Origin of the sequence: Paenibacillus sp. BK033 (assembly GCF_004345425.1) — a bacterium.
In the GTDB taxonomy this organism is placed as follows: Bacteria; Bacillota; Bacilli; order Paenibacillales; family Paenibacillaceae; genus Pristimantibacillus.
In genome coordinates this window covers 717,133-737,506 of the sequence record NZ_SLVP01000001.1, presented here as the reverse complement: position 1 = coordinate 737,506, position 20,374 = coordinate 717,133, and the positions used below count along the sequence as shown (strand labels likewise).

The following is a 20,374-nucleotide window of genomic DNA, read 5'->3' as shown; positions in this document are numbered from 1 at the left end:
TTTTACCCCGGTTGGCTTGTTTTTTTGCTCGATTGGAAACATTATAGAGATAAGCAAACAATGGAAAGGAGGCCGCCTCTTGAAAAAAATAGTTCTGATTCGCCATGGGCAAAGCGTATGGAATGTCGAGAACCGGTTCACGGGCTGGACCGATGTAGACCTGTCGACGCAAGGTCTGGATGAAGCCCGTGAAGCCGGAGAAATCTTGAAAAAACACGGCTACGTGTTCGACATCGCCTATACCTCCGTTTTGAAACGCGCCATCCGAACCTTATGGATCATCCTGCAAGAGATGGATCTCTTATGGATTCCGGAGCACAAGAGCTGGATGCTGAACGAACGGCATTACGGCGCCCTGCAGGGGCTGAACAAGGCGGAAACGGCCGCCATATACGGAGAGGAGCAGGTGCATCTGTGGCGCAGATCGGTGGATGTCCGTCCTCCTGCACTCGACTCAACGGATCCGCGGTACGTAGCTGCAGACCCTCGCTACAGCGGACTCAAGGATGGCGAATTCCCGTTAACGGAGAACCTGGAGGACACGGAGGCGAGGGTTCTGAACTATTGGAATGCCGAAATCGCTCCCGCCATCTCCTCCGGAAGCCAGGTGATTATAGCCGCCCACGGGAACACGCTGCGGGCACTTGTCAAATATTTGGACCAAATTCCGCCGGACGGCATTGCGGATCTGAATATCCCGACCGGCATTCCGCTTGTGTATGAGCTGGATGACGAACTGAAGCCGGTCCGTCATTACTATCTAGGCTGGGAAGGCCCGTATCCGAACGGCCAGATTCCGACGCATATAGCGCCTGTGACAAGATGAGCCGGCTTCGCCGCCTTAGGCTGCGGAACGCTTTTCAATCCGCAGAATTCCAGGCCAGATTTATTGGAATTCAAATCTAGCCGTTGCATTCCCGTTGCCCATCTTCTACAATAGAATCCAACATTGCGTATAACCCCGGCAATACGGGCCGGGGGTTTCTACCGGGAACCGTAAACTCCCGATTACCAGCATGCTTCTTCAGCATCGGCGGTAATCGGGAGTTTTTTATTTTATTAAAAAAGGAGAGAATAGCCGGCATGAATACCAAAGACAAAATCGCCAAACGAATCGAAGTGGCAGCCAAACGCGAGGCGGCGGATCTTATTATCCGAAACGGCAACATCGTAAATGTGTTTACGGGCAGCATCCAATCTGGCGATATCGCCATCGTGGACGGCGTTATCGCGGGGATCGGCCGGTATACGGAGGGCCTGGAGGTGATTGATGCCAAAGGGCAATGGGTCATTCCCGGCTTGATTGACGGGCATGTACATATCGAGAGCTCAATGCTGACGCCGCGCGAGTTCGCGAAGGCGGTTCTGCAGCATGGGGTCACGGCCGTTGTGACCGACCCGCATGAAATGGCTAACGTAATGGGCAGCAAAGGCATTCAATACATGCTTGACCAATCCGAAGGCCTTCCCCTCGATATTTACGTCAATCTGCCGTCCTGCGCACCCTCTACTCCGTTCGAGACAAGCGGCGCAACGCTGGAAGCGGAAGAGCTTCGCCCGTTCTACGCGCATCCCAAAGTACTTGGCTTGGCTGAAGTGATGGATTTCCCCGCCCTTGCTGCCGGCAATCCCGGTATGGTCAGTAAATTGGCTGACGCAAACGAACTTGGTGCGCATATCGATGGTCACGCCGCCGGCATTAACCGGGAACAGCTCAATCTCTATATGGCCGCGGGCATCCGCACGGATCATGAAGCTATTGACGCGGAAGAAGCAAGGCACCGGCTCGAGCTTGGCATGTATCTGATGATCCGAGAAGGTACGGTAGCCAAGGACCTGGAAGCGCTCCTTCCAGCCGTAAACGCCGGGAACAGCCGGAGATGCTTGTTTGTAACGGATGACAAACTAATCGACGACCTTCTCGAAGATGGAAGCGTCGACTACAGCATCCGCCTGGCCGTAAGCAAGGGGCTGGATCCGGTTACCGCCGTTCAGATGGCGACCATTAATGCCGCCGAATGCTTTGGCCTCCGCCATCAAGGCGCAATTGCTCCCGGCTATAAAGCCGATCTTGTTATCGTTGATGATCTGGAGAAGCTGGCGATCCGGCAGGTATTTAAGGAAGGCGCATGTATATTTCGTAACGGAGAGCTTCAGGAGGATGCTTTTTCGGCTTGCGCTGCGCATGCTTCTCCGGAACCCCTGCTTTCATCCGTGATTCAGACCGGAATGATGCCGCTTCGAGCGGATGCTCTTGAGCTTCCGCTCGAGTCCGATACCTGCAATGCGATCGGAATTATTCCGAACTCTCTTGTGACCCGGCATTTGAAGGAACAGGTTGCAAGAGATCGGGAGCTGAGGTTTATTCCTTCGGCAGCACGCGACCAGCTTAAGCTTGCCGTCGTTGAACGTCATCACCGGACGGGCAATATCGGGCTTGCGGTTGTCAAAGGCTTCGGCTTCCGCAAAGGCGCGATCGTTTCGTCGGTAGCCCACGATTCGCACAATATCATCTGCGCGGGAGTAACCGATGAAGACATGCTGCTTGCTATCGGCCATGTGGCTGCGATGAACGGCGGGCTCGCGGTTGTCGCGGACGGAGTAGTGCTTGCTTCCTTAGCCCTGCCTGTCGGCGGCCTTTTGTCCGAGCAAAGCTATAGCGAAGTGAATCAACAAATGCTTGGCCTCTATGCGGCGCTTCGCACGATCGGAGCCCCGGATGCCTTCAACCCGTTCCTGACGTTATCCTTCCTGGCTCTCCCGGTCATCCCTGAGCTCAAATTAACGGACAAGGGCTTGTTCGAATTCGCGTCAAACCGTCATATCCGCGTTCAAGCCTGATAGCGGCATGTCTCCTCCGCTTGCTATAATAAGGTAAGGCTAATGCTTGCGAAGCATGAATAATCACATATAGCCTGAAATACAGCCCTTATTTGCGGATATTCATTTTAAGAGGAGCGAAAATAGATGACTCGTTGGGTAGATCAATATATCCGGAATGAAGCAGAGCAAGCCCGGGTATCACTGGTAGACAAATTGGCGGCTAGTTTCGCGGAAAGAGCATCCCGGCACGACCGCGAAGGTTCGTTTCCGTTTGATAATTTCGCGGATTTGCGAGAGGCGGGATATTTGAAGCTTACGGTTCCCAAAGTATACGGAGGAGAAGAAATTTCCCTCTACGAAATGGTGATGCTGCAGGAAAGACTGGCTTACGGCGACGGTTCTACCGCGCTTGCGGTTGGCTGGCATATGGGACAGATGCTGCATCTGCGCACTTCCCGAAAATGGCAGGAGCCTGTCTTCGCTGACCTATGCGCGGCCGTTGTCAAAGACGGAGCAATGATTAACACCTTCGCCAGCGAAGCAGCTTCCGGCAGCCCAAGCCGCGGCGGAAGGCCGGAAACAACGGCAGCCGCGGTGGATGGGGGATGGCTTATCACGGGACGCAAAACGTTCAGTACCTTATCGCCTATTCTGGACCGTTTTGTTGTGACGGCTTTTATCCCGGGGGAAGACAGCGCTTCGGATTTCCTCGTGAAACGCTGCGAACGGGTTTCGATTATCGAGACCTGGGATACGCTTGGCATGCGCGCAACCGGAAGCCACGATGTTGTGCTTGATCGGGTCTTTGTTCCCGCGGCTCACCGGCTGACAGGCAAAGGCGTGGATGACGGAGGCGGCTGGCTGCTGCATATTCCGGCCTGTTATCTTGGCATTGCGCTTGCGGCTAGAGACTATGCCCTTTCCTTTGCAAATTCCTATAAGCCCGGCCAAATGGACAAGCCGATTGCGGCGATTCCATCCGTCCAGCATTCGATTGGCCAGATGGAGCTTGAGCTGCGCACCGCGCATACCATGCTGTATACCGTCGCGGACCGCTGGGATCGGGAAACAAGCGAGAACAGGCCAGCTCTGAAAGCTGACCTTGGTCTCGCCAAATATATCGTTACGAATAATGCCATCAAGATCGTTGATCTGGCGATGCGGATCGTTGGCGGCACCAGCTTATCCCGTCAGCAGCCTCTCGAGCGTTATTACAGGGATGTCCGGGCGGGATTGCATAATCCGCCTATGGACAATGTAGTCATTCAAAATCTGGCCGCAACGGCTTTAAGCGAATTTGAATAAGGGGGTTCCCGAGGAGGCGCTAGAACAAATCGGCATTGCCGCGTTTAAGCGCCTCTTTGTTTCCTTTGATGAAATATTCATGATCCCCGAAACGGCTCATGGCCTGCCGGTCAGGCAGCCATACCCATTCATCGATTTCCGTCTGGCAGCGGTGTGCACGGAACGCCGCAAGCTTCGCTTTTTTATAGCGGCTTACGTCAATCCGGGCAATCTCCTCTTGGCTATAACCGTAAGCCTCCGGGTAGGCCAGCGAATCCCCGAACGAGATGAAATACAAGGCTTTCGCAAGTCCCGTGCGGGCAAGCGCTTCAATCGTAGCTTTGCCAATCGCGCAATGATCCGGATGCCCGCCCCATTTCTCGTGAAAGGTAAGAATAGCATCGGGGTCAACTTCCCGTATGTATCCCGCAATGCGTTCGGCCAACTGATCCGGATCGGCAAACTCCACCGTTTTATCGCGAATGCCGAAGAAATGCAGATGCTTGACCCCAAGGCATTCGCACGCTTCCCGAAGCTCCCGCTCACGGGCCGCGGCCATCGTCTCGCGGTTCAAATAAGGAGGATTGCCCATTCGCCTGCCCATCTCGCCTCTTGTTGCGCTAATAAGCGTAATCTCTGCGCCGCTGTCGGCATACTTCGCTAACGTACCGCCGCAAATAAAAGACTCGTCATCCGGATGGGCAAATACGGCAAGCAGCTTTCTTGGTTCTGTACTCATTCCGCAAACGGCTCCTTTCCGAGATGCAGCGCAACGTTCATTCGTCCTCTGTCATCGTAGCCGGCCAGCAGCAGCCGTCCTTTCGCATCCAGCTCGCAATGCGTGAGCGCTTCCATTCGGAGCCAGCCGATTTGATCAAAGCGTAAAGCAATCCGGAACGGCCCCTCTCCGGCTACGAAAGCCTGCGCCAGCTTCACCTTGAAATTTCTTACAAACACATAGGATGTTGCTTCGCTGTGGACGTAAATCTCTTCCCCCGTGAACGTACGCAGCAAATCCTCTGCTTCCAACGGATTTATCGGATTCATGATTGCATCTCCCCGGATTCTTCCTTCGATTCCCGCTTCAGCCTTTCCAGACAAGCTTGGCATACGCAGGCTTTTCCCATTAATTCAGACGGAATTTGCTCAAACACCTTTTGCGGAAAAAACTCCTTGCTGCACCAGCAAGCTCCGGCCGGCAGTCCTTGCAGATTGCCGCATCGGTTGCTCCCCTTGCAGATCGGACATTCGCTTGCTACCATTTGGTTTCCCTCTCCTTAACAAAAAAACTATCCGGGCATTCCCCAAAGCTGGAGCAGCGGATAGTCTCGGTTCGAATCGTTAGCTTTGCGGCTTCGGCTCCGTGCTGATCTGCCATTTGATGCCGAATTTGTCTTCTACCCGGCCAAACAGCGTACCCCAAAATTGCTTCTCCAGCGGCATAATCACCCGGCCGCCTTCCGACAGGTTGGCAAAGGCTTGCTGCGCCTCCTCGTCCGTTTTGAATTCGAGGTTCAGATCAAAGCTGGTGCTGCGTCCCGGAGGCTCGTGCATCGTATCGGCAATATAGAAGATAACACCCGCAGCTTGAAAAACCATATGTATGATTTTGTCCTTCATCGATTCGTCCGTACCCGGAGCTTGCCCATACGTCATTTGATCGATGATCTGACCGCCAAGAGCCTGCACGTAAAATCCCGCTTGCGTTTTCGCGTCCTCGGAGTAAAAATACGGTGTCAGCTTTGCCATTTGACTATACACGTCCTTTGCCGTTAATGATCTTGCCCACTTATTCTACCCTACAAATGGTTGTTTTTCGAGTAGGTTCTTTGAAAAAACATAAATAGCCGTGCAGGCGCTGAGCCTGCACGGCTATGCATTTCTATTCGTTTTTACAACGCCCTCACGGGCTCCTTCTCGCTAAGCGTTCTGAGATAGTTGGCGATAACCCTGGCCAGCTGCTCGGGAGCTTCGACCAGACTCATATGGGCGACGCCCTCGAACGTATTCTCCTGAATATGCGGGTAATCGTACGTCGACTTCGGCGTCTCCTGTTCATTGACGGAGAACGTATCATCCGGAGTCACAACCTCATCCTCCGCCCCGGCCACCAGCAGTATCGGATACGTTGCTTCATGCAGCATCGCGCTTCGGTCCGGCCTCATCATCATGCCTTCAAGCGTATGAATAGCTCCCTTTGCAGACATTTTGAGTCCGGCCTCTTTAACCTTTTCCACCTCATCAGGCATATCTTGCCTCTTGGATTCCTTGAACAGCTTCGGAATCAGCTCGTGTACGTAAGGCTCGATTCCTTCCTTCTGGATGAAGGAAATATCCTGGTACCTTTTCCTTTTCACTTCTTCCGTGTCCGGCAGAGCGGTGGAATGAATCAGTCCGAATCCGGCCAGCTTGTCAGGGTATTTATCCGCAATGGCCAGCGTCACGTAGCCGCCTAGAGAATGGCCGAATACAACGGTTTTTTCAATGCCAAGCTTTTCGATCAATGCATTGATATCGTCGGCCATCACTTCCATCGTATACACATTGTCCGGTGCCGATGTTTCGCCATGGCCCCTCAGCTGCGGCATAATGACACGGTAGTGATCGGTCAGCAGCGGACAAACATTATGCCAATAATGGGACGATCCGCAAAAACCGTGAAGCAGAATAATCGCTTTTTCGTTTTCCTGACCGCATTCTTCATATACCATATCGATGCCATTGACATTTACCTTATGCTTATCCATCGATCCCACATCCTTTTCGATTTGAAATGCTATCATGTCATTACTTAACCAGCTATCGATTCGTTGAAACATTATTATCAGACAATTCTGAAATCTATTGAGAAAACAAAAAAACAGCCCCGGAGAGCTTAGCTCCAGAGCTGTTCTTGGCTGCTTTATTTCGATACCGTTTTATTGTAGATATCGATTTTTTCCGTAATTTGCTTGGCTGCGTCGTCAAGCGCCGCTTTAACGTCCTTCTTGCCCGTGAAGACTTCCTCGATTGCGCCTTCCACCGTCTGGCGCGCGTCGGGGAATACGCCCATTACGGCGCCTTGGCTGGCCGTGCTTGGCTTGGAGGCATGAAGCTGGTCAACAGCCGTCTGGAACTGCGGGTATTTCGCCAGGTTATCCTTTACGATCTGCTCGTCGTAAGCTTTTGTCGTAATCGGGAAGTAACCGGTATTGATATGCCATTCCGCCTGCACGGCAGGTTCAGCCAAATACTTCATGAATTCCCAAGCAGCCTTCTGCTCTTCCGCCGGCTTGTTGTTCAGAATCCAGTTGCTCGCGCCGCCGACAACAACGCCGCCTTCGGACGATGCGTCAGGCTTAGGCAGGAAAGCGGTGCCCACTTCGAACTTGCCCGCCGCCCCGTCAACAATGCCGCGAAGCGAAGCCGTCGAGTCCAGCGTCATCGCGATCTGGCCAGCCAGGAACGCTTTTTTCGTGTCATCCGTCTTGCGTCCAAGGTTCAGAGCCGACTTGTTGTCGACCATGCCCTTCCACCAAGTCAGCGTAGTCACTGCAGCTTCCTGATTGATGAGCGATTCCGTCGCGGCGCTCTCGCGGCCGTTGCCGTTATTGATAAGATCTTTGCCCTGATCGGCAAGCAGCTGCTCCATGAACCAGCCGTAGATTGCGAAGGAAGCTCCCGTTACGCCGTTTCCGGTCAGTTTTTTGGCCGCGTCAGCTACCTCTTGGTAAGTGACAGGCGGTTTGTTCGGATCAAGGCCGGCTTTCTTGAAAAGGTCCTTGTTATAGTAAAGAATCGGATTGGAAGTATTAAAAGGCATGGAGTACTGTTTGCCGTCAAACGTATAATAACTGCGGATATTGGGCTCCAGCGAAGAGATATCGTAGCTTTCCTCGTCGATGAACTGCTGCACCGGCGTTACGGCGCCGGAATCGATCATGAATTTCGAACCGATCTCATACACCTGGATCAAGGAAGGGCCGGACTTGGAATCCATGGATGCCTTCAGCTTGTTCAGGCTTTCGTCATAAGTGCCTTGGAAGACGCCTTCTACCTTAATATCGGGATGCGAAGCGTTGAAATCGCTGACGAGCTTGTCCGCAGCCGTTCCGAGCTCGCCGCTCATGGAATGCCACCAGACCACTTTGACAGGCTCTTTGGCCGGCTCGGTGGAAGCGGCGCCAGCGTTTGCCGCGGTGTCCGTATTGGAAGCCGAAACGGTAGGCGACGGTTCATTTCCGCCGTTGTTCGGATTCGATGCGCAAGCTGATAAAGGCAGCACAAGCATTGCCGCCACAGGCAGTACCATTTTCCAATTGCGTTTAACCATGGTTTCTTTTCTCTCCCTTAAAATAATGTTTGTTTTCTATATGGCAAGTCCGTTAGGACAAGTACCCGGGTTAAGATCAGCCCTTTACCGCGCCGGCCGTAATGCCCCGCACGAGCGGCTTCAAGCCTAGCGCGAGCAGGGCAAACGACGGCACCAAGACAAGCGCGACTCCGCACAACACCAGATTCCAGCTTGTCAGCTCCTCGAACTGGAGCATCGCGATTCCGATCTGGACGGTCCGCATCGCATCGCTGCTAGTTACGAGCAGCGGCCACAAGTATTGATTCCATCCGTTCAGGAATACGTATACCGCAAGCGATGCGGCAGCGGGACCGGACAACGGAAGCACGATGGACATGAAGTGACGGAAATGCCCGCAGCCGTCTATGCGCGCCGCTTCAAAAAGCTCGCGGGGCAGCTGCATGAAGAACTGGCGGAGCAGGAACACGCCAAAGGCCGAAGCGGCAAACGGTACGATAAGCCCTTGAAACGAATCGAGCCATCCCCAGCTTTTGACGGTCAAATAGTTGGGAATAATCGTGACTTCCCATGGAATCATCATGGTGCTGATAAATAGAGCGAACCAGAAACGGCTGCCGGCAAACCGAATGTAAACAAAGGCATAAGAGGCCAGCGCCGCCGTCAGCACCTGGAGAATCATAATCGAGACCGCCAGAACAAAGCTGTTGAGAATAAAGCCGAATATCGGCACGGTATCAATGGCGTTCTTCAGCTCCCCCGTGTAAAGACCGGAAGGAAGAATCTTTGGCGGAAATTGGCTTGCTTCGTCCGGCGTCATGAAGATTTGGGCAAGCAAGTAGAGCAATGGCCCAAGCACTAACAGCGACAGCAGGACGAGCAGTCCGTAAAGGCTGAATAAGCGGAATGGACTGCGCGGATGACTGAAAGCCTTCACTGGTAATGCACCTTCTTTCCAAGGAAAAGGAATTGCACCGCTGTCAGCAGAAGCATTAGAATAAACAGGACGATCGCCAGCGCGCTGCCGGTGCCGAACTGGTAGTTAATGAAGGCTTCCCGGTAGATGGAGTACACCAGCACATCCGTTGAACCCGCCGGCCCCCCCCTGGTCAAGATATTGATTTGTCCGAAAGATTGGAAGGCGCTCATAATCGACACAACCGCAAGGAAGAAAAGCGTTGGCGACAGCAGCGGCAGCTTGATCGAGAAGAAGGTTCTCCACATCGAAGCGCCATCGATTCGCGAGCTGTCCATGACATCGTTATCGAGCCCCTGAATAGCGGCCAGCAGCAGAACAAACGGAAAGCCGGAATTCATCCAAACGGTCATAAGGGAGACGGAGCCAAGCGCCGCACCCGGATCGGTCAGCCACTGGACTTGTCCGAAGCCGATTTGCCCAAGCAAATAGTTGAGCATGCCAAGCGATGGATGGTACAAAATCATCCACAGAATGGATGCCGTTCCGACGGAGAGGGCGAGCGGAAGCGAGAAGATGAAGCGGAACAGCTTGCTCCCTTTACCCGCGGAATGAACGAGGCTGGCGCATAGCAAGCCGAGAACCAAACCGGCCGGTACGGTCATCAGCGTGAATTTGACCGTGATCCAGAGACTGTTCCAGAAGGCGGACGATTCCATCATCCGGGAATAATTGTCCCATCCGGCATATGCGGCAACCCTGCCGCGGGGGTCGGTAAGTTGAAAGCTCAAATAGACGGAGCGAGCCATCGGATAGAAGAAAAACAGGATGAATATAGCCACGCTTGGCGCCAAAAACAGGTAACCGAGGAGATGCTCCCGCATTCTTCGCAGCAGGCCTGCGTTGATCCGGCTGCCAGGCGTTGCCGCGGATGCCGGAGACAAAACCGGCTTGGATTTGTCTGAATAGAGTGACGAATTCATGTTTGACTACAACCGCCCTTTCAAGAAATGGCTTAACCTGATATAGCTTGGCAAGTCTAAGGATAACTCCCGTTTGTAACTCCTATGTCAGCGTTTTATTAAGATTAGGAAATGTGACAACGCTTACTTGAAAATAAACCGTCCCTTTCTAAAGATTTTCTTTAGATTTATAATCGAATGGGGACATGCGAAGCTTCCCCGCCTATAATGAAGGCGAACGACGGGTCATCCATTGGATGTCATTGAAGCCCGACTGGGAGGGAACAAGAAGATGCCGAGGGAAATCGAGCCAAATATTCATGCTAGCAGCCCTATTGTTATTGGCCATAGAGGCGCAGCCGGAGAAGCACCGGAGAATACGCTTGCGAGCTTTATGCTTGCGGCCGAGCAAGGCAGCCATATGGTAGAGTTGGACATTCACCTGTCGGAGGACGGCAAGCTCATTGTTTGCCATGACGACACGCTGGACCGGACGACGGACAGTTCCGGAGCGATCCGCTTGCTGCATTCCGCCACCATCCGCGAAGCGGATGCGGGAAGCTGGTTCTCGCCTGCTTTTGCCGGGGAGAAAGTCCCGTTTCTGGAGGAAGTATACGATCTGCTCCCGCAGCATATCGAAATCAACGTTGAAGTCAAGGACTCCGCGGGCTCCCTTCTCGATCAGGTCCTGCTGGATTATCTCCGCGGCGAAAGCCGTCTGGAGCGTACCGTTGTTTCTTCTTTCGACCATAAGCTGCTTCTAAGGCTGAAGCAGGCTGAGCCGGAGCTCCGCATCGGATTGCTGTATGCGGCCGACCTCATCCATCATGCTTCGTACGCGGCGCTGCTGGAGACGGAGGTCTGGTCGCTTCATCCCCATCATGGACTTATCGGAGCCCAGGATGCCGAGGACGCTCTTGCAGCCGGTCTTCAAGTCTACCCTTATACGGCTAATCATCCTGCCGAATGGGACAGGCTGGTTGCCGCCGGCGTCACAGGCATCATTACCGATTTTCCGGGTCTGTTGAAAGAGCATCTTAATCGTCTTTAATCGCTTGGACACGACTAACAGCCTGCACGGGATCCCGTGCAGGCTGTTTTTTTATGAAACTATTAATGAAGTAAACTATTTGATGTGCTTTTTGCGAAAAGAAGATGTTTCACCTCCCCGAATCGTGGTTAATTACCTATCAAGCAAGACAAGCAAGGACAACGAAACAAGCAAGCAATCCAATCGAAAGAAAGAAAGGTGATTAATATGTTAGGATGGGCTCTTCTGTTCTTCATCTTCGCAATCGTCGCCGGCCTGTTCGGGTTTCTGGGCATCGCCTCCGCGCTTGCGGGTATTGCGAAAATCCTGTTTGTGGTCTTTATCGTCCTCTTTATCGCATCGCTGATTTTAGGACGAAGACGAGCATAACCGGCAAGCGCCGGCAACACCGTTTCATTAAAAATCGAGGAGGAATTACAATGACAACTCAAACCATGACGACAAGAGTGCACACGGTCAACAACATGCTGGAGGTACAAGAGCAGGTTCACCGCTTCGAACGCGAGGGCTATGCGAGAGAGAATATCTTTGTACTGACTCACGATAAGGACAGAACGGAGCGCATTGCCAAAAATACCGATGCCGAGCAAATCAGCGTAGCGGCGGAAGGCGTCGGAACCGCCATCGCCAATATTTTCCGCTCCACCGGCAATGAACTTCGCGCCAAGATGAGATCGCTTGGCATCTCGAAGCAATACGCGGAGCATCTGGAGAAAGAGATGGACAGGGACAAAATTCTGGTCATTGCCTGGGGCGGCAAGGAGTACAAGGATGACGAATACGACTCCTCCGTCTACTATTACCCGGAATACCGCTTATAATCGAACATTCTAAAATCAAAGACCTACTCCTACGGGTAGGTCTTTGATCTATGGTATAGTGTTAAAAGAATAGAAACAAAGAAAGGAGTGCTCCGGATGAGTATTATCATTGTTGACGATAACGCGACCAACCAACTTATCATACAGACCATCCTGAATAAGGCCGGTTATCGAAATCTATTAACGGCCTCGTCAGCCCATGAGCTTTACGATATGCTTGGCACAGGAGGCTCCACTTCCTCGACAGACCTGGATGTCGAGCTGATTCTGATGGATATGATGATGCCGGACATCGACGGGATTGAGGCATGCCGCACGGTATTGCGGGACTGCCGCTACAAGGACATTCCCATCATCTTCGTAACCGCCGTTGGCGATTCGAACAAAATGGCCCAGGCCCTCGATGCGGGAGCCTGCGATTACGTCATGAAGCCAATCAACCGGATGGAGCTTCTTGCCCGTATCCGTTCGGCGATGCGGCTGAAGCAGGAAATCGACCGGCACAAAGAACGAGACAAAAATATGAGATATAATCTGGAGCTGGCCAAGCAGGTGCAGCTCAGCGTGCTCAGCACGGAAATTGACGATGAGAACATGCGGATTAATGCCGCCTACCAGCCTTCTTCGGAGCTCGCCGGGGATTTCTACAACTGGTATCGGATTGACAAGAACCGTTACGGCGTGATCCTTCTGGATATGATGGGCCACGGCATCTCTTCCTCTCTTGTCTGCATGTACATTTCGTCGGTGCTGCGGGATACGATAACCCGAATAAACGATATGGAACAAGTCATGCATGAGCTCAACCGTTACATGAATCAGCTGCATATCAAGGACGAGCTGATGAACTACTATTTTACCGCCATCTATTTGGTGCTTGATGTGGAGAACAAAACGATTGAATACGTCAATGCCGGCCATCCCCCGGGAGTCGCCTTCCTGGACGGCAAGCCTGCCCTGCTTGAGCCTTGCTGCAGCGCTATTGGTTTATTCAATAAGCTGAAGGTAAGCAAGGGCCTTCTGCAATATGAGCGGGACGCCGGGATTATCCTGTATACGGACGGATTAACCGACGGCATGGCTGCGATAACCGGTGAAGAACCATCGAGCGATAGATTAATCGATCTGATGAAAAACGAAGATCGATTAGATCCATCCGGACTGGTGGCTTCCATGATCCCTCAGGATAGCGGTATGATTCAGAAGGACGATATTTGCCTTGTAACCTTGTATACGAAATAATTTTTACTCCAGCCTGTTTCAATCCCCCCCCTGCCCGGGTAATCGATAATAAGGCGAATGACAAAGGTTGGAGGGATAGCTTATGAAGAATGCATTTATAGCATGTTACCTTGCAGGAGGGATCATCGGCGTCGTACCGCTTGCTTACATGTCTCTTCCTCATCCCGTTCATGAGCTGCAGACAACGGCCACAGCATCAGCATCCGAGTGGGCAACCTTCTCTCACGCGGACTACACGGTTACAGACCTCAGGCTGCAATCCGTCAACGGGCTTTCTCTTTACGATGATAAAATAACCGTCGAGCGCATGCTTGGCGAACCGATCCGGGTTACAAGCGATGAATGGCTAACCGAAATGGAAACCTACGAATATCCAAACATGGACATTGTATTCCGTGACGGAATCATGGATGAAATCAAGGTCAGCGGCAGCGCAAGCACCATTTGGATCGATGACGAAGAAATCCCGGTATCGATCGAAGCGTTAATCGAAGCGCTCGGCGAGCCTGATTATAAGGCGGAGGACGGCATCGTATACGAACGCCAGGAGAATGTTCTCAAGCTGTTCATTGATTACGACACCGGCACTCTTGAATCTATCGCCTATTACCATATCTCCTCCGTCTAACGGAGGACTATTCTAATTTAATGATCGGAGTGGATCTAATGAAGTCACAGCAATTCCAGATTGAGCAAAAAGAAACAAACGACAGCTACATTTTATCTCTTGGCGGAGAGCTGGATTTATCGGTCGTCACCCAGCTGAGAGCCGCATTGGAACCGCTGATGGAGCGGACGGACCGCGGTCTCGTGCTCAATCTTCGCGATTTGAAATATATCGACAGCACGGGCATCGGCATCATCGTATCCGTGCTGAAATACCGTGACGGCATTCATGCGCCGTTCTCCGTCCAAGACATTCCGCCGAGCATTCAACGGCTGTTTGATTTGACGGGCATATCCGGTTATTTATCGGAAGGGACAAAGGGTTAATCATGATAAGATTACAAATCCCTTCCCATGCCGATTATATCGATATCGTAAGAGTATGCCTTTACGGTATTGCGTCCAAGCTCAATTTCTCATATGAAGACATCGAAGATATGAAGGTCGCGGTATCCGAGGCGTGTACTAATGCCGTGCTGCATGGGGGTTCCGGCAAGGAAGACGGCAGCCTGATTGACGTTACCTTCCAGCCATCCGAGGCGGGCATCACGATTATTGTCAAGAATGACGGCCCTCCGTTCGAGCATACCGAAGCCGGGATCTCCAGCCCTCCCCTGCAAGGGATCGAAATCAGCGAGCTGCCGGTTGGCGGGCTCGGCATTTACTTAATGGAAGCTCTTATGGATGAAGTATTGGTGCAGTCCAACGAAAGCAGCACCGAAGTGATTCTTACCAAATATGTAAGCGAATGAGAAAGACCGGCGAAAATTCGCCGGTCTTTTGCTTTGCCGCAATCGTCTCTTATTAGGTTGCCAAGCCCTCAGTTGAACAGCTCGTTGATTATATTCGTAATGTTCGTATTTGGGTCGGCTGCTGGATGTAGCGTAGTCCAGCAGCCGGAGCCTATTAATCTAATCCTTCTTTACAAACAACCGCTCGCCGTCGGCGAGCTCCTCGTAATGCTGCTTCCAAGGAGCGATCAGGTATTCCATGCTTCCCAATCCCAATATTCCCGCTTCGGTTAAGCTCTCATGGAATAGGCGATGCACGCGGCCCTGCAGCTCGGGATTAAAGTAAATCATGACATTGCGGCATAAAATCACATGGAACTCGTTAAACGTACTGTCCGTTGCCAGATTATGCTGCGCGAACATCATATGCTGCGCCAGGGAACGGTCAAATATCGCGTAATCCCGGTCAGCCGTGTAATACGCCGAGAACTCCTTTGTTCCGCCTGCCTGCAGATAGTTTTTGGTAAAAGTCTGCATCCGCTTCAGAGGGAACTTCCCTTCCTTCGCCTGCTCAATGGCACGCTCGCTCATATCGGTCGCGTAAATTCTGGCCTTCCCGAGCAGTCCTTGCTCCTGCAGCAGAATAGCCATGGAGTACACTTCTTCGCCCGTCGAACAGCCCGCATGCCAAATCCGGATTTCCGGCAGCTTGTCCAGCAGCGGAACGGCCCTCTCGCGAAAAGCACGGAAGAAGCTTGGATCACGGAACATTTCCGTTACTTTAATAGAGAAATCGTTGGTAAGCTTCTGAACGTAATCCGGCTCATGCAGAATCTTCTCCAGCATTCCGGTAACCGTCGGCACGCCGTCCATATACATCCGGTTCCGGATCCGCCGCCTGAGCGAGGATCTCAAATAATGGCGAAAATCATAACCGTAAGCTCGGAACAGCCCTTCAATCAACAGCTCGATCTCAACGTCTTCCCATTCGTTAGCCGGCAGTTCATCAAGCGTATGATCCGGTAAATAGTGCTGCTGATCGTCCATTTAGTTCCCCACCTGTTTCGTCAGCCATACCTGCATAAGCGAATACAATTGATCCATCTGTAAAGGCTTGCTGATGTAATCCGACGCACCGGCTTCGAGGCACTTGTCGCGGTCGGACTTCATCGCTTTGGCCGTCAGCGCGATAATCGGCATGGCCTGAAGCTCTGGCTGCTTGCGCATCTCCCTCATCGTCTCATAGCCATCCATCAGCGGCATCATGATATCCATCAGCACCAGATCAAAATCTTTATTATCCTTTAAGAGATCCATGCACGCCCTGCCGTTGCCCGCGACCGTCACCTGCATCTTTTTGTTCTCCAGGGCGTTAACGAGGGCAAACACGTTGCGCGCATCATCTTCAACCAGCAGAACCTTCTTCCCGGCGAACACGCTGCCTGACGCCTGATCTTCTTGGGCCTGCTCTCCGGGCTGGTGCTTCTCTTGTACCGGATCCTCTTCAGCCAGCTCCATAGCCGCCGAGGCTTCCATCTGGGCCAACTGAATGGAATCAACCATTTCTTGGCTGAGCATCGGCAGATAGACGGTAAAGCAGCTGCCCTCGCCAAGGGCGCTATCCAGCCGGATATACCCGCCCAGCAGCTTCACAAACTCGTTGCAGATGGACAATCCCAGTCCCGTACCGCCGTAAATCCGGTTGGTCTTGCCGTCCACCTGCTGGAAGGCTTCAAAGATCAGCTTCTGCTTGTCCTTTGGAATGCCAATGCCCGTGTCCTTCACGGAAATCGCCAGCAGCCCGTCGTCCGTATGGTCAAACCTTAATTGAACGGAGCCCTTCTCCGTAAATTTAAAAGCATTGGACAGCAGATTTTTCAAAATTTGCTGCAGGCGTTGTCCATCCGTATACCAGAGGGTTGGAAGGGTCTCGGACATGTCTATGGCAAAGCCGACTCCTCTTTTTTCCGCTATGGGGTTAAAGGTCAGCTTCAAAAGCTCCGGGATTTCCGTCAGATTCACTTCATCCACGGTCAGAATGACTTTCCCCGCTTCAATCTTCGACAGATCCAAAATATCGTCGATCAGCTTGAGCAAATCCGTGCCCGATGTATGGATAACTTTGGCGTAGCCTTCTTCGTCTTCGTTTAACGTATGGTTCTCGTTCTCTGCCAGCAGCTGGGATAAAATCAGAATGCTGTTGAGCGGCGTACGAAGCTCATGCGACATATTCGCAAGGAAATTGGACTTGTACTGCGAGCTCTTCTCCAGCTGCTCGGAGTAATCCTCCAGTTCCTCCTTGGCCTTCTCGAGCTCTTTGGTCTTCTGCTCGGCGACCAGATATTGCTCTTCCAGATGCTCGGTTGTCATCCGCATCTCTTCCTGCTGCATCTGCAGCTCTTCGGTTAGCACCTGCGACTCGCTAAGCAGACGTTCGACTTCCATGCGTCCGGCTACATTGTTAACCGCAATGCCGAAGTCTTTTTCGACCTCCTCCATCAGCCTCAGATGCTGGGAGGTGAAGGACTCCAGCGAAGCGAATTCGATAACGGCTTCCAGCCTGCCCTCATATTCAATGGGCACGATCAGTATGCTGCGCGGCTCAAGCTGAAATAAGCCCGTAGAAATAAGAGGAGGACTCTCATTCGTCTGATTAATTAGGAAGATACGTTTTTCTAAAGCGCATTGCCCTACTAGTCCTTCTCCAAAGCGGATATCCGGCTTTCCTGCAGCTTCTTCCGAGCTGGCATAAAAGGCCAGCTTCTCCAGACGCTGCTGATCGCCCGCCCCTTTCCGGATATAAAATACGCCGTAGGAAGCGTTCACCATCGGCGCAACCTTCGTCAGAAAAGTCTGGGCCAGCACCTGCAGATCATTAATGCCTTGCGTCATTGTTGCAACTTCCGCAACCTTGGCCTGAATCCAGCTTTTCGCTTCGAGACTGGCAAGCAGCTCGTTGGTTGCATCCCCCAGCTCCTTGATCTCGTCTCTTGTCTTGACTTTGATCCGGGTTGCCAGATTGCCGCCGGAAGAAGCGATTTCCTTAATGGTCTCCACGACCTGCTTGATTGTTTTCACAATGGAGCCGGACACGAAGGATACAATCATAAACGAAATAATGGTTGCGACTAGCAGCAGGATGTAGATGACGACCGTTAGTATTCTATTCTTATTTTCAAGATCAATGATTTCAAGCCTTGTTGCCTGGACTTCCTGATTTCCGATGCTATCGAATTTCGTTCGGAGGCTGTCCATCTGCTGTTTGCCAATATCTTTGTTGAAAACGTCTAAAATATCTTCAGTTTGAGCTTGCCTTTTCATTGCAATCGTAGGCTCTGCCACCTTGGTGAGCCATTCCTGTATTGTCATCTTGACATCTTCAAGATCTTTTTGAGTTATTGGATTTGAAATATAAGCGTATAGGCTCGTATAGTTTGATTCCCACTCGGATTTACTTTTCTCGTAGGGATCCAGATAGTTCTCTTCTCCTGTAAGCAGATATCCCCGGTGGGCAGTTGCCATATTTAGGGCATCATATTGAATGGCGGAAATCAGACTTTGGATTTGCACATCCCTGGTCGTTATCGTCTCAACCTCGTTTTGCAGCGCCTCAATACGGTCCGTCACCGTTACAATCGAAGCCCCTAAACAGATAAGAATAAGGAAATACCCGATTGCAATCTTGGTTCTGATATTAAATTTGAGTGCTCGAAGCATAGAAATCTCCTTCTCTCTTAATCTCTTAAAGCAAGTATACCATTATATTTACAATTAGACGGCTGTTTCATTTACATATTTCTAGGGTATTTAAAGAAAAAAAGAGGATGTGATTGTCATGGATATTTTCATTCAGATCATTATAGCCGTCATTACGGTTGCTTTCGTCATCCTGATGTTTTTCCTTATTCAGACCATCAAAGCGTTAACCGCAACCTTAAACGAAGTTCGCAATACGGTTGGGGAGCTTCGAACCGACGTCTCCATGATCAGCGGAGACGTGAAGGAAATGATTCATAATACCAGTGAAATGACCATGGATGTCCGCACGAAGCTCCGCTCGCTGGATGTCGTATTCGCAACCGTGCATGACATCGGCCAGACTCTTCACAGCTTTACCGGCGTCATGAAGGAAACGGCTGCCGGCCTCGTTACTTCAATCAAAAGCAAGTCCCAGCGGGAGATCATCGATAGCGAAAGCGCCCGGCCGAGCAGCGGAAGCGGCAAGGTTACGGCTGCCATAGCCGACGGCATTATTTCCTCCTTGAGGATTTGGAGAAAACTCAAACAACATTAAGCTATAATAGGATAAGCGGAGAGGAACGGGAACAATGATGAAACCATGGACTAGCTTGACTATACCGGCGAAAGCCGAATATATTGACATCGTGCGGCTGACTCTGTCGGGGCTCGCCGCCAAGGAAGGCTTCTCTTACGAGGAAATCGAGGATATGAAGGTAGCCGTTACGGAGGCATGCAGCAACGTTGTTCTGCATGCCTATAACGGAGGGGAATTCGGGGTTATAGAGGTTATCTTTGAAGCAGAGAAAGACTCCTTTCAAATACGGGTGAAGGATTCCGGCAACAGCTTTCATTACGAGCCAACCGTTATTGCCCAAGCTTCCCTGCACGAAAAGCCTTTAATCGACGCGAATGTGGGAGGTCTCGGTCTATTTCTGATGCAGGCTTTGATGGACCAGGTAGAGGTCCACTCGGAATTAGGCACCGAGGTGATTCTAACCAAGCGACTTGGTAGGAAAGAGGAGATGGCATGAAATCACAATCGTCCTGCCTGAATCAGCAACAGATTACCGATCTGCTTCAAAGATACAAGGAAACGAGCTGCAATGATGCCGCAACGGCATTGTTGCAGCATTTTGAATCATTGGTGCGGATGGCCGTATCAAAAATTTCTAGAAACCGCCCCGACCTCTACGAAGACCTTTATCAAGTCGGACAGATGTCCATGCTGCGGCTGTTCAAGCAGTATGACAGCGACAAAGGCGTTCCATTCGAGGGCTACGCCATGAAAAGCGTCATTGGTCAGCTTAAAAACTATTTGCGCGACAAATCTTGGTACATACAGGTGCCACGGAATATGAAGGAAAAAGGCCTGCTCGTCCAAAAGGCCATCGACGAGCTGACAACCAAGCTCGAGCGCTCTCCCAAGATGGACGAGATTGCCGCATATTTGGGACTATCGGTGGAGGAAACGATCGAGGTCCTGTCTTCCCGTGAATCCTATCAATACGTCTCGCTTGACACCCCGCTCTCCAGCGAAGGCGACAGCGCGACAATTGGCGATATCATCAGCGATCACAGCGATAAATACAGCCATGTCGATAACCGGATTGCCTTGAACGAAGCAATGGCGCAGCTAAAGGAAGAAGAGCGCAAGGTGCTGGTTCTGGTCTATCAGCATGGCCAATCCCAGCGTGAAATTGCCGATCAGCTTGGCGTATCCCAAATGAGCGTATCCCGCTTCCAGAAGCGCGCGCTTGATAAATTAAGGCAGCTCCTTCACCCGCCGCAAAGCGAAGGAGGCTGAACGAACCGTCTGTCTTCCCTTGGGAGGACAGGCGGTATCTTT

Annotated in this window: 23 protein-coding genes and 1 riboswitch; of the genes, 13 read left to right on the top strand and 10 right to left on the bottom strand. The window is 51.7% G+C overall.

The features are described 5' to 3' along the window. Positions 1 to 79: 79 nt before the first annotated feature. The 3 genes from gpmA (at position 80) to EV294_RS03225 (ending at position 4,128) form a co-directional block, all read left to right on the top strand. Positions 80 to 826, top strand: coding sequence for a 2,3-diphosphoglycerate-dependent phosphoglycerate mutase (gene gpmA / locus EV294_RS03235; protein ID WP_132303757.1), 747 nt, complete (start codon positions 80 to 82; stop codon positions 824 to 826). 107 nt (positions 827 to 933) lie between these two features. Continuing rightward, a riboswitch (purine riboswitch) is annotated at positions 934 to 1,031 on the top strand. A gap of 52 nt (positions 1,032 to 1,083) precedes the next feature. Continuing rightward, complete coding sequence (ade, locus tag EV294_RS03230) at positions 1,084 to 2,841, top strand: adenine deaminase (RefSeq protein ID WP_132303755.1); 1,758 nt, start codon at positions 1,084 to 1,086, stop codon at positions 2,839 to 2,841. A 126-nt stretch (positions 2,842 to 2,967) separates the two neighbouring features. Then, positions 2,968 to 4,128: an acyl-CoA dehydrogenase family protein gene (locus EV294_RS03225; RefSeq protein WP_132303753.1), complete on the top strand. Its 1,161-nt coding sequence runs from the start codon at positions 2,968 to 2,970 to the stop codon at positions 4,126 to 4,128. Positions 4,129 to 4,147: 19 nt separating this feature from the next. On the opposite strand, the gene EV294_RS03220 is transcribed toward EV294_RS03225, so the two are convergent. The 8 genes from EV294_RS03220 to EV294_RS03185 form a co-directional block, all read right to left on the bottom strand. Continuing rightward, entirely contained in the window at positions 4,148 to 4,846 is a 699-nt protein-coding gene (locus EV294_RS03220) for a PIG-L family deacetylase (protein ID WP_132303751.1), read from the bottom strand. Beyond that, entirely contained in the window at positions 4,843 to 5,154 is a 312-nt protein-coding gene (locus EV294_RS03215; protein WP_132303749.1) for a DUF1806 family protein, read from the bottom strand. Before EV294_RS03215 ends, EV294_RS03220 begins: the two co-directional genes overlap by 4 nt. Next, positions 5,151 to 5,369 carry a cysteine-rich CWC family protein gene (locus EV294_RS03210; protein ID WP_132303747.1) on the bottom strand — a complete coding sequence of 73 codons (219 nt, stop codon included), beginning with the start codon at positions 5,367 to 5,369 and terminating at the stop codon, positions 5,151 to 5,153. The genes EV294_RS03215 and EV294_RS03210 overlap by 4 nt, the downstream gene beginning before the upstream one ends. Positions 5,370 to 5,448: 79 nt before the next feature. Further along, complete coding sequence (locus tag EV294_RS03205; protein ID WP_132303745.1) at positions 5,449 to 5,856, bottom strand: VOC family protein; 408 nt, start codon at positions 5,854 to 5,856, stop codon at positions 5,449 to 5,451. Between the two features lie 143 nt (positions 5,857 to 5,999). Then, on the bottom strand, positions 6,000 to 6,854 hold the full coding sequence (locus EV294_RS03200) for an alpha/beta fold hydrolase (protein WP_132303743.1): 855 nt from the start codon (positions 6,852 to 6,854) through the stop codon (positions 6,000 to 6,002). Positions 6,855 to 7,009: 155 nt separating this feature from the next. Then, complete coding sequence (locus tag EV294_RS03195; protein ID WP_132303741.1) at positions 7,010 to 8,419, bottom strand: ABC transporter substrate-binding protein; 1,410 nt, start codon at positions 8,417 to 8,419, stop codon at positions 7,010 to 7,012. 76 nt (positions 8,420 to 8,495) lie between these two features. Beyond that, positions 8,496 to 9,335 carry a carbohydrate ABC transporter permease gene (locus EV294_RS03190; RefSeq protein ID WP_132303739.1) on the bottom strand — a complete coding sequence of 280 codons (840 nt, stop codon included), beginning with the start codon at positions 9,333 to 9,335 and terminating at the stop codon, positions 8,496 to 8,498. Then, positions 9,332 to 10,297 (bottom strand): carbohydrate ABC transporter permease, encoded by a 966-nt coding sequence (locus EV294_RS03185; protein ID WP_132303737.1) that lies wholly within the window; start codon positions 10,295 to 10,297, stop codon positions 9,332 to 9,334. Before EV294_RS03185 ends, EV294_RS03190 begins: the two co-directional genes overlap by 4 nt. A 271-nt stretch (positions 10,298 to 10,568) precedes the next feature. On the opposite strand from EV294_RS03185, the gene EV294_RS03180 reads away from it, so the two are divergent. From EV294_RS03180 to EV294_RS03150, 7 genes are all read left to right on the top strand, one after another. Then, positions 10,569 to 11,327: a glycerophosphodiester phosphodiesterase gene (locus EV294_RS03180; RefSeq protein ID WP_132303735.1), complete on the top strand. Its 759-nt coding sequence runs from the start codon at positions 10,569 to 10,571 to the stop codon at positions 11,325 to 11,327. Positions 11,328 to 11,534: 207 nt separating this feature from the next. Further along, on the top strand, positions 11,535 to 11,696 hold the full coding sequence (locus tag EV294_RS03175) for a DUF1328 domain-containing protein (protein ID WP_015843467.1): 162 nt from the start codon (positions 11,535 to 11,537) through the stop codon (positions 11,694 to 11,696). 50 nt (positions 11,697 to 11,746) lie between these two features. Then, positions 11,747 to 12,148, top strand: coding sequence for a YflT domain-containing protein (locus EV294_RS03170; RefSeq protein ID WP_132303732.1), 402 nt, complete (start codon positions 11,747 to 11,749; stop codon positions 12,146 to 12,148). Positions 12,149 to 12,244: 96 nt separating this feature from the next. Then, complete coding sequence (locus tag EV294_RS03165) at positions 12,245 to 13,390, top strand: SpoIIE family protein phosphatase (RefSeq protein ID WP_132303730.1); 1,146 nt, start codon at positions 12,245 to 12,247, stop codon at positions 13,388 to 13,390. Positions 13,391 to 13,472: 82 nt separating this feature from the next. Continuing rightward, a complete protein-coding gene (locus tag EV294_RS03160; RefSeq protein ID WP_132303727.1) occupies positions 13,473 to 14,018 on the top strand; it encodes a hypothetical protein in 546 nt (181 codons plus the stop codon). Positions 14,019 to 14,056: 38 nt separating this feature from the next. Beyond that, positions 14,057 to 14,383, top strand: a complete 327-nt coding sequence (locus EV294_RS03155) for an STAS domain-containing protein (protein ID WP_132303724.1) — start codon at positions 14,057 to 14,059, stop codon at positions 14,381 to 14,383. Between the two features lie 2 nt (positions 14,384 to 14,385). Next, positions 14,386 to 14,808, top strand: coding sequence for an ATP-binding protein (locus EV294_RS03150; RefSeq protein WP_132303721.1), 423 nt, complete (start codon positions 14,386 to 14,388; stop codon positions 14,806 to 14,808). A 159-nt stretch (positions 14,809 to 14,967) separates the two neighbouring features. Here the strand turns inward: EV294_RS03150 and EV294_RS03145 are convergent, their stop codons facing one another. Together EV294_RS03145 and EV294_RS03140 are read right to left on the bottom strand one after the other, a co-directional pair. Continuing rightward, positions 14,968 to 15,834: a CheR family methyltransferase gene (locus EV294_RS03145; protein ID WP_207918091.1), complete on the bottom strand. Its 867-nt coding sequence runs from the start codon at positions 15,832 to 15,834 to the stop codon at positions 14,968 to 14,970. Then, positions 15,835 to 18,504, bottom strand: a complete 2,670-nt coding sequence (locus EV294_RS03140) for an ATP-binding protein (protein WP_132303718.1) — start codon at positions 18,502 to 18,504, stop codon at positions 15,835 to 15,837. Positions 18,505 to 18,622: 118 nt separating this feature from the next. On the opposite strand from EV294_RS03140, the gene EV294_RS03135 reads away from it, so the two are divergent. The 3 genes from EV294_RS03135 to EV294_RS03125 are packed head-to-tail and all read left to right on the top strand — an operon-like array spanning position 18,623 to position 20,332. Continuing rightward, positions 18,623 to 19,081 (top strand): DUF948 domain-containing protein, encoded by a 459-nt coding sequence (locus EV294_RS03135; protein WP_132303715.1) that lies wholly within the window; start codon positions 18,623 to 18,625, stop codon positions 19,079 to 19,081. 37 nt (positions 19,082 to 19,118) lie between these two features. Continuing rightward, positions 19,119 to 19,559 (top strand): anti-sigma B factor RsbW, encoded by a 441-nt coding sequence (rsbW, locus tag EV294_RS03130; RefSeq protein WP_132305248.1) that lies wholly within the window; start codon positions 19,119 to 19,121, stop codon positions 19,557 to 19,559. Continuing rightward, positions 19,556 to 20,332: a sigma-70 family RNA polymerase sigma factor gene (locus EV294_RS03125; protein WP_132303712.1), complete on the top strand. Its 777-nt coding sequence runs from the start codon at positions 19,556 to 19,558 to the stop codon at positions 20,330 to 20,332. The genes rsbW and EV294_RS03125 overlap by 4 nt, the downstream gene beginning before the upstream one ends. The last annotated feature ends 42 nt before the right edge of the window (positions 20,333 to 20,374 follow it).

What these genes read in the sequence shown, in the direction of transcription:
- EV294_RS03160 (WP_132303727.1), top strand. Translation starts at nt 13,473, where the DNA reads ATGAAGAATGCATTTATAGCATGTTACCTTGCAGGAGGGATCATCGGC.
- EV294_RS03185 (WP_132303737.1), bottom strand. Translation starts at nt 10,297, where the DNA reads ATGAATTCGTCACTCTATTCAGACAAATCCAAGCCGGTTTTGTCTCCG.
- EV294_RS03175 (WP_015843467.1), top strand. Translation starts at nt 11,535, where the DNA reads ATGTTAGGATGGGCTCTTCTGTTCTTCATCTTCGCAATCGTCGCCGGC.
- EV294_RS03195 (WP_132303741.1), bottom strand. Translation starts at nt 8,419, where the DNA reads ATGGTTAAACGCAATTGGAAAATGGTACTGCCTGTGGCGGCAATGCTT.
- EV294_RS03225 (WP_132303753.1), top strand. Translation starts at nt 2,968, where the DNA reads ATGACTCGTTGGGTAGATCAATATATCCGGAATGAAGCAGAGCAAGCC.
- EV294_RS03180 (WP_132303735.1), top strand. Translation starts at nt 10,569, where the DNA reads ATGCCGAGGGAAATCGAGCCAAATATTCATGCTAGCAGCCCTATTGTT.
- EV294_RS03145 (WP_207918091.1), bottom strand. Translation starts at nt 15,834, where the DNA reads ATGGACGATCAGCAGCACTATTTACCGGATCATACGCTTGATGAACTG.
- EV294_RS03150 (WP_132303721.1), top strand. Translation starts at nt 14,386, where the DNA reads ATGATAAGATTACAAATCCCTTCCCATGCCGATTATATCGATATCGTA.
- rsbW (WP_132305248.1), top strand. Translation starts at nt 19,119, where the DNA reads ATGAAACCATGGACTAGCTTGACTATACCGGCGAAAGCCGAATATATT.
- ade (WP_132303755.1), top strand. Translation starts at nt 1,084, where the DNA reads ATGAATACCAAAGACAAAATCGCCAAACGAATCGAAGTGGCAGCCAAA.
- EV294_RS03215 (WP_132303749.1), bottom strand. Translation starts at nt 5,154, where the DNA reads ATGAATCCGATAAATCCGTTGGAAGCAGAGGATTTGCTGCGTACGTTC.
- EV294_RS03170 (WP_132303732.1), top strand. Translation starts at nt 11,747, where the DNA reads ATGACAACTCAAACCATGACGACAAGAGTGCACACGGTCAACAACATG.
- EV294_RS03125 (WP_132303712.1), top strand. Translation starts at nt 19,556, where the DNA reads ATGAAATCACAATCGTCCTGCCTGAATCAGCAACAGATTACCGATCTG.
- EV294_RS03155 (WP_132303724.1), top strand. Translation starts at nt 14,057, where the DNA reads ATGAAGTCACAGCAATTCCAGATTGAGCAAAAAGAAACAAACGACAGC.
- EV294_RS03200 (WP_132303743.1), bottom strand. Translation starts at nt 6,854, where the DNA reads ATGGATAAGCATAAGGTAAATGTCAATGGCATCGATATGGTATATGAA.
- EV294_RS03220 (WP_132303751.1), bottom strand. Translation starts at nt 4,846, where the DNA reads ATGAGTACAGAACCAAGAAAGCTGCTTGCCGTATTTGCCCATCCGGAT.
- EV294_RS03135 (WP_132303715.1), top strand. Translation starts at nt 18,623, where the DNA reads ATGGATATTTTCATTCAGATCATTATAGCCGTCATTACGGTTGCTTTC.
- EV294_RS03205 (WP_132303745.1), bottom strand. Translation starts at nt 5,856, where the DNA reads ATGGCAAAGCTGACACCGTATTTTTACTCCGAGGACGCGAAAACGCAA.
- EV294_RS03140 (WP_132303718.1), bottom strand. Translation starts at nt 18,504, where the DNA reads ATGCTTCGAGCACTCAAATTTAATATCAGAACCAAGATTGCAATCGGG.
- EV294_RS03165 (WP_132303730.1), top strand. Translation starts at nt 12,245, where the DNA reads ATGAGTATTATCATTGTTGACGATAACGCGACCAACCAACTTATCATA.
- EV294_RS03210 (WP_132303747.1), bottom strand. Translation starts at nt 5,369, where the DNA reads ATGGTAGCAAGCGAATGTCCGATCTGCAAGGGGAGCAACCGATGCGGC.